The following is a 12,565-nucleotide window of genomic DNA, read 5'->3' on the forward strand; positions in this document are numbered from 1 at the left end:
AATGGCAGTAGAAAAACCCTAAGCTAAAATCCAATAAATATTTTAGTAACTTTTTGTGAAGATTGTATAATGCTATAAAAACAGCTACAAAAATGCTTTTTTTATAAGGACTTGAAATATCCAACAGAAAATTTATTTATAATAAAGTGTATGGAAAAAATGTGGTTTTTTTCTTTTCAAATTTTTACATTGAATTTTTGAGAATAAAGACTTATTTTTGGTGAAATTTACCTTATTATGTCAACAACAAGAATGCAAGGAAGCTTATTTACTAACATTCAACAGAAAGTTGCAACCATCGAATTTGGGCATCCAGCAAGTAATTCATTTCCAAGTGAATTGTTGTCAAGGTTAACAAACGAGCTAAATTCTCTTTCAAAAAATAACGAAGTTGCTGTGATTATTTTAAGATCGGAAGGAGAAAAAGCTTTTTGTGCAGGCGCTTCATTTGATGAGTTAATTGCCATCAAAAATATAGAAGAAGGAAAACAATTTTTCTCAGGATTTGCCAATGTCATAAACGCCATGCGAGCTTGTGGGAAAATAATTATTGGACGTGTTCAAGGAAAAACTGTAGGAGGTGGTCTTGGTTTGACATCAGCTTGTGATTATGTGTTGGCAACTGAATTTGCATCTATAAAATTATCTGAATTGACGATTGGAATTGGTCCATTTGTGATTGCGCCAGCCATTGAACGTAAAATGGGAATTGCTGCTTTGAGCGAATTGACATTGGATGCTACTTCTTGGAAAAATGCCTATTGGGCAAAAGAAAAAGGGTTGTATGCGCAGGTTTTTGAAACCACCAAAGAATTGGATTTTGAAGTGGAATTACTAGCATCAAAATTAGCTTCCTATAATCCTGAAGCATTAGCATCAATGAAGAAAATTTTATGGGAAAATACCCAACATTGGGATGAATTATTGATTCAAAGAGCCGCAATAACTGGAGAATTGGTGTTGTCGGATTTTACAAAAAATGCTTTGGCAAACTTCTCAAATAAATAATTATGAAAATCATTGCAACAAATTTAGGCGAACCCAAAGAAATCGTTTACAAGAAAAAAAAAGTTACTACAGGAATTTTTAAATTTCCAGTAGATGTTCCTGTTTTTTTGGATGTGGAAAAAGTGAAAAATGATGCTATTTGCGATACCAAATGGCATGGAGGAATTTTACAAGCTATTTATGGTTATTCAGCAAAACACTATGATTTCTGGAAACCAAAATTTCCAGATTTGGATTGGCAATTTGGAATATTTGGCGAAAATTTGACAATTGAAGATTTAGATGAAACCAAAATTCATGTGGGTGATACGTTTAAAGTTGGCGAAGCTATTTTAGAGGCTACTTTGCAAAGAAATCCATGTTATAAATTGGGTGTTCGTTTTGATAATATGAAGATTGTAAAGCAATTTTGGAACACTACTTTTTGCGGAGTGTATTTCAAAGTGATTCAAACAGGATATGTAAAAGTGGGTGATGTATTTGAATTGGTGAAAACAAATCCAGTAAATCCAACCATTGCAGACTTATATCATAAAGAAAAATTAGAAAAAAGGATCACAAATGAAAATTAGAAAAAGATATATCTTACTTATTATTCTTTCGCTTTTACCATTTTATAAAATCATTCATTTTGATGATTACTGTATCAATGATGTTGATTATTTGGTTATTGCGTTTTTGTCGATAATTGTTTTAATAATTTTTATAGCCATTTTATTTTATAATTTATATCAAATTTCCATTCACAAGGAATTGTTTAATTATAGACCTTTATTGATTTTTGTGGTTTTTTCGATTGCATTGTATTTTGGTATAAAGTTTCCAGATTTTACTTTTTTTAAAAAAGTCAGTTATGAGTTTTCTCATAAAAAGAATTCAAAATATACTGCGAAAATCATTTTATATGATGATTCAACATTTATTTTTAAAACAAAATTGGCAACAGAGTCTTGCAAAAAGAATGGAAACTACTTTTTTAAAAACGATTCTTTGTTTTTAAAATTAAATCATTCAATAAAAAAACCTGAAATTTTTGATTCAGTCTATTTTTTTGATAAGAATCACAAAAAACTTTTTCCTAAAACAGCAAATTATCCCATTTTTGGGCTGAAGTGAATAAAAAAAACTTAAAAATTTGACAAGTTTTAAAATAATGTTAAAAATCAAACTTTTTAAAAAATAATTGATTTTTCATAGTTTTAGTTTTAAAATAATATTTATATTTGCATGTGGTTTTTAAGTAAATCACACTTTTTCTTTTTCATAGCAATTTTCCCATTCAATTTATTGAGTGGGTTTTTTTTGTTATATATAGGTTAAATTTTATGGTATTTTCATATTTATCAAATATCTTTGCAAGCGATTTGAAATAATATGGATTCAACTGTAATTACAGAAACAAAAATCACAAAAAACACTTTATTATCAGACTTAAAACAGCTCACAAAAATGGGCTTGTCATTGAGTGTTGTTTTCTCTTCTGTTGCAGGATATTTTTTGGCTGTTGATGTCATTCATTATCCAACTGTATTTTTATTAGCTTTAGGAGGATATTTTATGGTTGGTGCCTCTAATGCTTTCAATCAAGTTATTGAAAAAGAGCCTGATGCGTTAATGAAACGCACTAAAAATCGTCCTTTACCTACTGGAAGAATGAGTGTGAATGTTGCCATGACAATTGCAATTCTATTCACACTTTCTGGGATTGCAATTTTGTATAGTATCAATCCCAAAACGGCATTGTTTGGAGCGATTTCAATTTTTTTATACACAAGTGTTTATACACCTTTAAAACCAGTAACACCTTTATCAGTTTTTGTGGGCGCAATTCCTGGAGCCATTCCTTTTATGTTGGGTTGGGTTGCTGCTACAAATCATTTTGGAATTGAAGCAGGGATGTTATTCATGATTCAGTTTTTTTGGCAATTTCCACATTTTTGGGCAATTGGTTGGTTGCAGTTTGAAGAATATAAAAAAGCAGGTTTCAACATGCTTCCTATGAACACTAAAGATAAAGGAGCTGTAAAACAAATTATTTTGTACACTTCAATTATGATTTTGGTGTCCATTATTCCTGTGTTCAAACTTTCAGGAGTCTTTTATATTCATCCAATAACAGCCATTATTGTAGCAGTTTTAGGATTTGTAATGTTATATTATGCTGTGAGATTGCACAAATCTGAAGAAAATATAGATGCAAGAAAGTTGATGTTAGCAAGTGTTTTATACATCACTTTGGTTCAAGTTGTTTATGTAGTTGATAAATTTTTACATTAAAATATGGTTCAAGAACAAATATTGCAAGGAGAGTATGTAGCAGCAAAAAAGAAATCTGCAAAACCTATGTTGTGGATTTCCATGATAAGCATGGTGATGTTTTTTGCTGGATTGACAAGCGCTTACGTAATTAGTATGAAGCGAGAAGATTGGGTTTCTTTTGATTTACCAAATGCATTTTATATCAGCACATTGTTGATTGTAATAAGTAGTTTATTATTGATGTTGTCACAACATTTTTTAAAACAAGATAAAAGACAATTGTCTTTAGCTTTTCTTGTAGCCACTTTTCTTTTAGGAATTGGCTTTGTGTGGCAACAATATGTTGGTTTCAATGAACTGAAAAGTGTTGGATTATTTTTTACTGGACCAGAGAGTACAGTATCCACTTCTTTTATCATTGGAATTACTTTTATGCACGTTTTGCACTTGTTTGCTGGTATAATAGTGCTTTTTGTTGTTATTTATAATCATTTTAAATACAAATACAAACCAAATGATTTACTAGGTTTTGAGCTGGGTGCTATCTTTTGGCATTTTGTAGATGTATTATGGATTTATTTAATTTTGTTTTTCTATTTCATTAGATGATAAAAAAAGTTTAATTTTGGCAAACAAAAATCGAATTTTTAAATTAACAGATTTATAATTTATGGAAGCAAATATTGCGATACCTTCTGATAGTAAAGAAACTTGGAGTGGTGGTGGTGTAAAACCATTTGGCGCAAGTTATGGTAAAATGATGATGTGGTTCTTTATCCTTTCTGATGCGTTGACATTCTCGGGATTTTTGGCCGCATACGGATTAACTCGTTTCAAATTCATTGATTCATGGCCAATTGCTGATGAAGTTTTTACTCACATCCCTTTTATTCATGGTGATTATCCAATGTATTATGTGGCTTTCATGACATTCATACTGATTTTCTCTTCTGTTACTATGGTTTTGGCTGTAGACGCAGGTCATCACATGAAAAAAAATAAAGTAACTTGGTATTTGTTTGCAACTATTATTGGTGGTTTGATTTTCGTTGGTTCTCAAGCTTGGGAATGGAATACATTTATCAAAGGTTCTTATGGAGCAATCAAAACTTCAGATGATAAAATTTTACAATTCGTTAAAGATGGACATCAAGTTGGTTTTGCTGATTTTGTTGTAGGTGATAGAGGTGATGAAAGAATAACGCACACAAAGAAAAATGGTTTATGGTTTGAAAGTGGGCAAACTGTTCCTGAATATTCTGTAAATCAAGTTATTGCTTCTTACAAAGCAGACCCTTCAATCCAAATTAAAAGTGAATTGATAGACGCTGATAAAAAACAAAAAATTGTTTTATCCAGAGAAAAAGGTTTGGAAGAATTATTGAAAGGAACTCAAATTGTTGAAGGTGCGAATTTGCAAGTAAATGAATATGGAAATACCATTTTTGCTAATTTCTTTTTCTTCATTACAGGTTTTCACGGATTTCACGTGTTCTCTGGAATCTTAATCAACATCATTATTTTCTTCAATGTAATTTTAGGAACTTATGAAAAAAGAGGAAGTTATGAAATGGTTGAAAAAGTGGGATTGTATTGGCACTTTGTAGATTTGGTTTGGGTATTCGTTTTCACCTTTTTCTACTTGGTATAATTTTAAAAAGTTTTATAAAAAATGGCACACGCACACGAATCAAATGTTAAAAGAATATGGATGGTATTTGGATTACTATCTGTTGTTACGATTGTTGAAGTAGCTTTAGGAATTGTAAAACCAGATTCTTTACACTTAACTAGATTTTTAGGAACAAGTCCTTTAAACTGGATTTTCATCATACTTACTTTATTCAAAGCCTATTATATTACATGGACTTTCATGCACATGGAAGGAGAAAAAAAATGGTTTAGAAGATCTGTTGTTTGGACAGCAGTATTTTTAATTTGCTATTTAGTAACATTACTATTAATTGAAGGTGGTTATTTGTTTGATACACTTGGACCACTCGTAAATTGGTAATTTTTATAACAATATTTGAGGTGGTTTTAACCACCTTTTTTTTACTGATAACATCACATTTTTAGCAAAATGAAATTCCTTACAAAAAAAAGAGTTGTTCTGTTTTTATTGTTTATTTTTCCATTAATCTGTTTTTTAATTCTTTCTACAGGGCAAAATAATTTTACCAAATTGCCTATTTTAACTGAGAATGTTTTGGATGTTTCAGAAATTTCAGAATCAAAAACAAGTACTTTTAAAGAGCGTGTTTCTGTGGTTTGTTTTTTAGGAGAAGACATTGAAAAAAGCAAAACAAGATTGTTGAATGTGAACGAAAAAATCTACAAAAAATTCATTGATTTTAAACAATTCCAAATTATTGCCATTTACCCGTCAGAAAAAGAAGTGGCAGTTGCTGAATTGAAAAAGCAGATTGGCGCCTTTACCGATATGAAAAATTGGGTATTTGTTCCGTCAGAAAAAGAAATGATTCAAACACTTTTTAATAGTTTTAAAACGGATGAATTTTTGGAAAATTTTGGTTCTTCTAATGCTTTTATTATCGATAAAAATGGCAATTTAAGAGGAAGAATTGATGATAAAGATGCTGAAAACGGAAAATTGTATGGTTATGATATGAATGCTGTTGCTGTTTTAAAAGACAAGTTGAAAGACGATATCAACGTGTTGTATTACGAATATTATGCTGCATTTAAGGATAAAAATAAAAACAAAGCTGATAGAAAAGAGGTAGGATTATGAGAAAACAATTTTCATATATTGGCATTTCATTTGTGATTTTACTATTTGGAATTTATAGTGTTCCAAAAATTGTAAAACGTTTTCAAAAATCAGATTTATCATATTTGTATAAAGATGAAACAAAAAGTACCAAAATAAAAGTACCTGATTTTGAATTCATCAATCAAGAAGGGAAAACAATTTCTAATAAAAATTACGAAGGAAAGGTTTTTGTGGTGGAATTTTTCTTTTCTACTTGCCCAAAAATCTGCCCAATTATGAACCAAAAAATGTTGGTTTTACAAGATGTTTTTTTTGGAAATCCTGAGTTTGGAATCGCTTCTATTTCTATTACTCCTGAAATTGATACACCAGAAATTTTAAGAGAGTATGCTAAAAACAATGGAATTACTCACAAAAATTGGCATCTGTTAACTGGCAAATCAGAGGAAATAGTTTATGATTTGTCCAACAAAGGATTTAAATTATACGCAGGAAAAGGAGATGAAGATCATGGAGGTTTTGAGCATTCTGGCTTATTTGCATTGGTTGATAAAGATGGATTTATTCGCTCACGAAAAGACGAATTTGGCAATCCAATCATGTATTACAGAGCCATTGAAGAGCAAGGATTTCCTGACCAAATAAAAGAATTAACAGAAGATATTAAAAAACTATTAGATGAATAATTTAGTACAAGAACAAAAATATAAGAAATTAATCACTGCATTATCCATTGTAATTCCAATTGCAGTAGCAGCATTGTTTAGTATCAATTTAAAAAGATTGGGTTTTGATGTGGAACCTTTGTCTTTTTTGCCACCTATTTATGCAACAATTAATGGAATTACTGCTATTGCATTGATTGCTGCAGTTATTGCCATTAAAAATGGAAAAAGAAAATTACACGAGCAACTAAATACCTTTGCAATTGCTTGTTCTTTAGCATTTTTATTGATGTATATTGCCTATCACATTACTTCTGATTCTACAAAATTTGGAGGTGAAGGTGCTATCAAATATGTATATTATTTTATTTTAATTTCTCATATTTTATTGTCAATTATCATCATTCCATTCGTTTTAACAACGTATATGAGAGCAAAATTGGGTGATTTTGAAAATCATAAAAAAATCGCAAAAAAAACATTTCCATTATGGTTGTATGTCGCAATTACTGGCGTGATTATTTACCTTATGATTTCCCCTTATTATGCGCACTAAAAAAATAATTTTAAGTATTTGTTTCTTTTTAGTGTATCAATTTAACTATTCGCAATGTGCAATGTGTAAAGCAGTTGTGGAAAGTGGTGACAATAAAATGGCTGAAGGAGTCAATGATGGAATTACCTATTTGATGATTTTTCCTTACTTATTGGTAGGCGTTTTGTTGTATTCTTTATATAGATATAACAAGAAACTTCAAAAATAGCTGTTTTTTACACGCAAAATCTGTAACAATTTTTTCAATTGTTCGTCTTATTAAGATATTTCCAAAAGTTTTATTTTGGGAATAGTATGTTAATCAACCAAAAAATATCAAGTTTTGAAATTAAAACTCTCATTTTGTATTGCTATTTTATCAATAGCAACTACATTTTCACAAAAGCAATGGACATTAAGAGAATGCGTAGATCGCGCTCTAGAAAAAAACATCACTATTCAGCAAAACAAATTAAATCTTGAATCTGCAAAAAAAGATGTTGATATTTCTAAAGGAAATTTTCTCCCAAACTTAAATGCAAGTACAGGTGGAAATTTTAACTTTGGTACTGGTTTTAGCCCGGTAACAAATAGTCGTGTAAGCACAAGTTTTTTTGGAGGTTCTTTAAATATGAGTTCTGGAATTACTGTTTTTAATGGTTTTAGAAATACAAATACTTATAAACAAGCGCAATTAGGAGTTGAATCTAGCAAATTAGATTTGCAAAAAATCGAGAATGACATTTCGCTATTTGTTGTCAATGGTTATTTGAATGTGTTATTTGCAAAAGAAAATTTAACGGTTGCAAAAGTTCAATATGAAATCAGTAAAAATCAAATTGAAGCTGCTGAAAGTCGTTTTAAATCTGGCGTAATTCCAAAAGGAGATTTATTGAATGTTGAATCAACAGCAGCAACCAATTTACAAACATTGATTGCTCAGGAAAACGCCTTGGATTTGGCAATCTTAAATTTAGCGCAATTATTACAAGTTCCAGCTGAAGGTTTTGATGTTTCTCCAGTAGATGTAGGAACTCCTACTGCTGATTTATTTTATAAAAATTCCAATTCAGTATATGAAAAATCACTGGAAAGAATGCCAGAAATAGCAAGAGCAAAATTAGCAATTGACAATGCAGCTTTGACAATTGAAATATCAAAATCAGCATTTTTACCTTCAATTTCTGCACAAGTTGGTTTGTCAACCAATTATGGTTTTAACTTGAATTTACCAGCTGGGTTTTCTAATGCGCCACTTGCAGATCAATTAAGTGATAACTTTGGATATGGGTTTGGTTTCAATATGAATGTTCCCATTTTCAACCGTTTTCAAACAAAAAATAGAGTTGCTCAATCTGTTATCAACAAAGAGATTTTTGAAACACGTTTAGCAAGTGAAAAATTGACGTTACAACAGACTATTGAACAAGCTTTTTTAGATGTTAAAACGGCTTTAAAAACGTATGAAGCTGCAAAAATATCTTTAGTTTCTCAACAAGAAGCATTTAAAAATGCTCAAGAAAGATATAATTTTGGCGCGATGACATTATTCGATTTTGATCAGGTAAGAACGCGTTTGGTAAATGCTGAGGCAACTTTGATTCGTTCAAAATACGATTATGTTTTCAAAACAAAAGTATTGCAATTTTATTCTGGCGATTTAACGTTAGATTAATAAATGTTTTATAAAAATATTTTTGAATCCTCTCCTTTTTTAGTAGAGGTTTCTTTTTTTGAAATAGTATCTTTGTTTTGTAAATCTTTCTAATTTTACAAACTTAAAACTATTTTTTTGGCAACGATTTTAAACATTGAAACAGCAACTAAAAACTGCTCAGTAAGCATTTCAAAAAATGGAGAAATTACTGCATTAAAAGAATTTAATGATGGAAATTACTCTCATGCAGAAGTGTTGCATGCATTTATTATTGATGTCATTAAAGAAGCCAATAGTTCGTTAAATGATATTGATGCGATTGCTGTAAGCAAAGGTCCAGGTTCCTATACTGGATTGCGAATTGGAGTTTCAGCTGCAAAAGGATTTTGTTTTGCATTGCAAAAACCTTTAATTTCTGTTGACACTTTAACTTCCTTATCACATGCAGTTTCTATTGAAGAAGGTGTTATTATCCCAATGTTAGATGCAAGAAGAATGGAAGTTTATGCGTCAGTATTCAATTATAAACACGAACAAATTAGAGAAATCAAAGCAGAAATTATAGACGAAAACTCTTTTTATGAATTTTTAAATTCTCAAAAAGTCTATTTTTTAGGTGATGGAGCTATGAAATGCCAAGAATTTATCAAACATGAAAATGCCATTTTTATTGATAATATTTTTCCATCAGCAAAAGAAATGGGTATTTTAGCTTTTGAGAAATACAAAATAAGCGACTTTGAAGATGTCGCTTATTTTGAACCTTTTTATTTAAAAGACTTTATTGTTGTTCCAGAAAAAAAGAAAATCCAATAAATATTTTTGATTTTTTTCATTACCTATGCCAATCAAACGTATTCTTTAATTTCTTTAAATAAATATACAAACTAGGATAGCAATAATTGCTGGTAAAGATTGAATATATAGAATATTAATTTTTTTTGTGGAATACGCACCATAAATTCCAGCAATAAAAACACAACTCAAAAAGAACAGCGCAATTTCTTTGTTTTTTATAAGCACAGACCAAAACAATCCAACTGCTAAAAATCCATTATATAAACCTTGATTTGCAGCTAAAACCTTAGTTTCCTCAGCAAATTGTTTGCTTTTTAATCCGAATATTTTTATTCCTTTTTCTGTTGTCCAAAGCACCATTTCTAGATGCATTATATAGGAATGAATGATCGCAACAAGTCCAATTGATAAAAAATGATAGGTATTCATGATTTTAAGGTTTATTTATTCGTTGATTTTGATGATGTTAACAGAAGCGAATTTCGTAAAAAAGTATGGATATTTGAAGATAATTAGTAGATAATTAATCATTTACATATCAATTTAATTGTTTTATTTTCAAACCTCTAATGATTTGATATGTTAAAATTTATTACAATGTTAAATTAATGTTACCAAAATGTATATTATGTGTTAATTAATATGTATATTTGTAAATATAATGTTAACCTTAAATATAATCAATATGAAAAAATTAATCACAATCTGTATGTTGGCTATGGCAACTTTAGGATTTTCTCAAGAAATAGATCCTACATATATTGTTGAAGGAGATTTGGTGAAAGCTACTTATTATTACGAGGATGGTTCAATAAAAACTCAAGGATTTTTCAAGAATAAAAAATTAACTGGAGAATGGGTTCAATTTGATAAATCAGGAAATAAAACTCAATTAGCCTATTATAACGAAGGAAAAAAAGTTGGAAAATGGTTTATTTGGACTGAAGACACTATCAAAGAAATCAATTATAAGGATAATGTAATTTCATCAGTGAATGTTTTTAAAAATGATTCAAAAGTTGCTTTTAATAATAAGTAATACAATACTTAAAATATTTTTCTAACATTCGAAAAACCTCTAAGAATTGGATTCTTAGAGGTTTTTTATTCAAAATAGTTTTCAATACAAATTCTATTTAAATGTCTTTTTATTACTTTTCTATTTTTTAATTTTTGATTGAAGTTATTTTAAGCTTACACAATACTGTTTTGAACTCTCCAAAATCAATAAATTGATAACTTAGGGATTATTATTATTTATTTATAACGTGTAAATAGATAAGGTATTTCTTTCTATTTATTTTCTAAAACATATTTTTAGGCAAAAAAAAACGTTTAGAATTTTATATTCTAAACGTTTTTAAATGTTTATTGAAAATTATTATTCTACAACTAAAGTAAATGGAATGCTATATTTTACACCAACTGGTTTTCCACGTTGTTTTCCTGGTTTCATTTTAGGTAACTGCCCCATAACTTTATCAACTTCATCTTTAATTTTTGGATGAGGAGCTTTAACTTGGATATCTACAATATTTCCACTTTTGTCAATTTTAAATCCAATAAATACTTTTTTCTTTCCTGGTGATAAACCTAATTCGTTTGGTAAATCAGCATTGAATTTTCTAGCGAAGTGTTTTTGAACCATTTGGCTAAAACAAGTTTTTCTTGCTTCGTTATCACCTGAACATCCAGGAAATGTTGGTACGTCTTCAATAATCATGAAGTTTACGTCTTCCACTACTTCCTCTACTTCTTCTACTTCAACGATTTCTGAAACAACAATTTTCTTAGTTTGGTCTGTTTCTGTAGATTCAATTACTGTTTCTACAATCTCTTTTTTATCCTCAACAATCTCTATTTTATCAGGAGTTGGTGGTGGTGGTGTTTTAGGTTGTTCTGGTTCGATTCTTTCAGTAATTGGAATTTCTTCTTCCATTTCTGCATTCATATTGACAGTCCCTAAATCACCATAGACTTTGTCATATGTTTTTTGTTCAATTGCTACATAAGTAACAAATAATGCGAGCACCAAACCAATTTGCATAAAAATCTTGCTGAAATTTTCTAAATTCGATTTTGGACTTTTTTTAATTTCCATGGTAAAACGTTTTTAATAGGTTGCTAATTTAATTAAATTATTGTGTTAATTACAAGCCTAATTGTTAATTAATTTGTTTTTTTTTAAAAATCATACTAAATACAAAAAGAGCTAACAGACTTCCCAATGAATTTGCAAAAACATCTAGAATATCTCCTGTTCTATGTTCTGTTAACACAGTTTGCAAAACTTCAATAATAATGCCAAAAATAATACAACTCAACGTAACGAGATGTTTTTTTTGTGGAATTTTATAAAAGCTAAGTAGCCAAACAATGGTTAATGTAAAATATGCAAAACTGTGATAAACTTTATCAATATTTGCAACGTTCACTCCAGTTTCAGGCATTTTTATGAGACTTAATCCCAAAATAACAAGTGTAATAACAATTGCTATTAGTACTAATTTATCCTTTAATAAGTTTTTGATACGCCTCAGCATCTAATAAATTTTCTATTTGTGAACTGTCTGAGATGGCTATTTTGATCATCCAACCTTTTCCATAAGGATCTGAATTTACTAATTCTGGCTCATCTTCTAATGCTTCATTAAACTCTATAACTTCTCCAGTTAATGGCATAAATAAATCTGAAACTGTTTTTACAGCCTCAACAGATCCAAAAACAGCACCTTCTTCAACAGTATCATCTAAGGTATCAACATCTACATAAACAATATCTCCTAATTCTCCTTGTGCAAAATCAGTGATTCCTACAATGGCAGTTTCACCTTCAATTTTAATCCACTCGTGGTCTTTTGTGTACTTTAAGTTACTTGGTATATTCATTTTTTTACTAACTAATT

The 12,565-nt window shown here is 29.4% G+C and carries 18 protein-coding genes; 14 read left to right on the top strand and 4 right to left on the bottom strand.

The genetic code is table 11. The features are described 5' to 3' along the window. The first annotated feature begins 237 nt into the window (after nucleotides 1–237). From IU405_RS14570 to tsaB, 13 genes are all read left to right on the top strand, one after another. On the top strand, nucleotides 238–1,008 hold the full coding sequence (locus IU405_RS14570) for an enoyl-CoA hydratase/isomerase family protein (protein WP_197439352.1): 771 nt from the start codon (nucleotides 238–240) through the stop codon (nucleotides 1,006–1,008). A gap of 2 nt (nucleotides 1,009–1,010) precedes the next feature. Continuing rightward, the gene (locus IU405_RS14575; RefSeq protein ID WP_197439353.1) at nucleotides 1,011–1,580 is read left to right on the top strand and encodes an MOSC domain-containing protein; all 570 of its coding nucleotides are present in this window, start codon (nucleotides 1,011–1,013) and stop codon (nucleotides 1,578–1,580) included. Next, on the top strand, nucleotides 1,570–2,124 hold the full coding sequence (locus IU405_RS14580; protein ID WP_197439354.1) for a hypothetical protein: 555 nt from the start codon (nucleotides 1,570–1,572) through the stop codon (nucleotides 2,122–2,124). Before IU405_RS14575 ends, IU405_RS14580 begins: the two co-directional genes overlap by 11 nt. Nucleotides 2,125–2,382: 258 nt before the next feature. After that, nucleotides 2,383–3,285 (top strand): heme o synthase, encoded by a 903-nt coding sequence (gene cyoE / locus IU405_RS14585; RefSeq protein ID WP_197439355.1) that lies wholly within the window; start codon nucleotides 2,383–2,385, stop codon nucleotides 3,283–3,285. A 3-nt stretch (nucleotides 3,286–3,288) separates the two neighbouring features. Further along, complete coding sequence (locus IU405_RS14590) at nucleotides 3,289–3,876, top strand: heme-copper oxidase subunit III (RefSeq protein ID WP_197439356.1); 588 nt, start codon at nucleotides 3,289–3,291, stop codon at nucleotides 3,874–3,876. Nucleotides 3,877–3,937: 61 nt separating this feature from the next. Beyond that, complete coding sequence (locus IU405_RS14595; RefSeq protein WP_197439357.1) at nucleotides 3,938–4,918, top strand: cytochrome c oxidase subunit 3; 981 nt, start codon at nucleotides 3,938–3,940, stop codon at nucleotides 4,916–4,918. Nucleotides 4,919–4,939: 21 nt separating this feature from the next. After that, a complete protein-coding gene (locus IU405_RS14600; RefSeq protein ID WP_197439358.1) occupies nucleotides 4,940–5,281 on the top strand; it encodes a cytochrome C oxidase subunit IV family protein in 342 nt (113 codons plus the stop codon). Nucleotides 5,282–5,350: 69 nt separating this feature from the next. Beyond that, complete coding sequence (locus IU405_RS14605; protein WP_197439359.1) at nucleotides 5,351–6,022, top strand: hypothetical protein; 672 nt, start codon at nucleotides 5,351–5,353, stop codon at nucleotides 6,020–6,022. Further along, a complete protein-coding gene (locus IU405_RS14610; RefSeq protein ID WP_197439360.1) occupies nucleotides 6,019–6,690 on the top strand; it encodes an SCO family protein in 672 nt (223 codons plus the stop codon). The genes IU405_RS14605 and IU405_RS14610 overlap by 4 nt, the downstream gene beginning before the upstream one ends. Next, nucleotides 6,683–7,225: a DUF420 domain-containing protein gene (locus IU405_RS14615; protein ID WP_197439361.1), complete on the top strand. Its 543-nt coding sequence runs from the start codon at nucleotides 6,683–6,685 to the stop codon at nucleotides 7,223–7,225. The genes IU405_RS14610 and IU405_RS14615 overlap by 8 nt, the downstream gene beginning before the upstream one ends. A 61-nt stretch (nucleotides 7,226–7,286) precedes the next feature. Further along, the gene (locus IU405_RS14620; protein WP_317193380.1) at nucleotides 7,287–7,433 is read left to right on the top strand and encodes a hypothetical protein; all 147 of its coding nucleotides are present in this window, start codon (nucleotides 7,287–7,289) and stop codon (nucleotides 7,431–7,433) included. Between the two features lie 114 nt (nucleotides 7,434–7,547). Then, on the top strand, nucleotides 7,548–8,879 hold the full coding sequence (locus IU405_RS14625; protein WP_197439363.1) for a TolC family protein: 1,332 nt from the start codon (nucleotides 7,548–7,550) through the stop codon (nucleotides 8,877–8,879). 117 nt (nucleotides 8,880–8,996) lie between these two features. Then, nucleotides 8,997–9,677, top strand: coding sequence for a tRNA (adenosine(37)-N6)-threonylcarbamoyltransferase complex dimerization subunit type 1 TsaB (gene tsaB / locus IU405_RS14630; protein ID WP_197439364.1), 681 nt, complete (start codon nucleotides 8,997–8,999; stop codon nucleotides 9,675–9,677). Between the two features lie 54 nt (nucleotides 9,678–9,731). Here the strand turns inward: tsaB and IU405_RS14635 are convergent, their stop codons facing one another. Then, complete coding sequence (locus tag IU405_RS14635; RefSeq protein ID WP_197439365.1) at nucleotides 9,732–10,088, bottom strand: DUF1304 domain-containing protein; 357 nt, start codon at nucleotides 10,086–10,088, stop codon at nucleotides 9,732–9,734. 256 nt (nucleotides 10,089–10,344) lie between these two features. Here IU405_RS14635 and IU405_RS14640 point away from each other — a divergent pair, with 256 nt between their 5' ends. Further along, on the top strand, nucleotides 10,345–10,698 hold the full coding sequence (locus tag IU405_RS14640; RefSeq protein ID WP_197439366.1) for a toxin-antitoxin system YwqK family antitoxin: 354 nt from the start codon (nucleotides 10,345–10,347) through the stop codon (nucleotides 10,696–10,698). A gap of 342 nt (nucleotides 10,699–11,040) precedes the next feature. Here the strand turns inward: IU405_RS14640 and IU405_RS14645 are convergent, their stop codons facing one another. From IU405_RS14645 to gcvH, 3 genes are all read right to left on the bottom strand, one after another. Beyond that, nucleotides 11,041–11,760 (bottom strand): energy transducer TonB, encoded by a 720-nt coding sequence (locus tag IU405_RS14645; RefSeq protein WP_197439367.1) that lies wholly within the window; start codon nucleotides 11,758–11,760, stop codon nucleotides 11,041–11,043. Nucleotides 11,761–11,824: 64 nt separating this feature from the next. After that, on the bottom strand, nucleotides 11,825–12,109 hold the full coding sequence (locus IU405_RS14650) for a VanZ family protein (RefSeq protein ID WP_231749775.1): 285 nt from the start codon (nucleotides 12,107–12,109) through the stop codon (nucleotides 11,825–11,827). Nucleotides 12,110–12,167: 58 nt separating this feature from the next. Beyond that, a complete protein-coding gene (gcvH, locus tag IU405_RS14655; protein ID WP_197439369.1) occupies nucleotides 12,168–12,548 on the bottom strand; it encodes a glycine cleavage system protein GcvH in 381 nt (126 codons plus the stop codon). Between the last annotated feature and the right edge of the window lie 17 nt (nucleotides 12,549–12,565).

It is taken from the genome of Polaribacter sp. BAL334 (genome assembly GCF_015767435.1).
GTDB lineage: Bacteria > Bacteroidota > Bacteroidia > Flavobacteriales > Flavobacteriaceae > Polaribacter.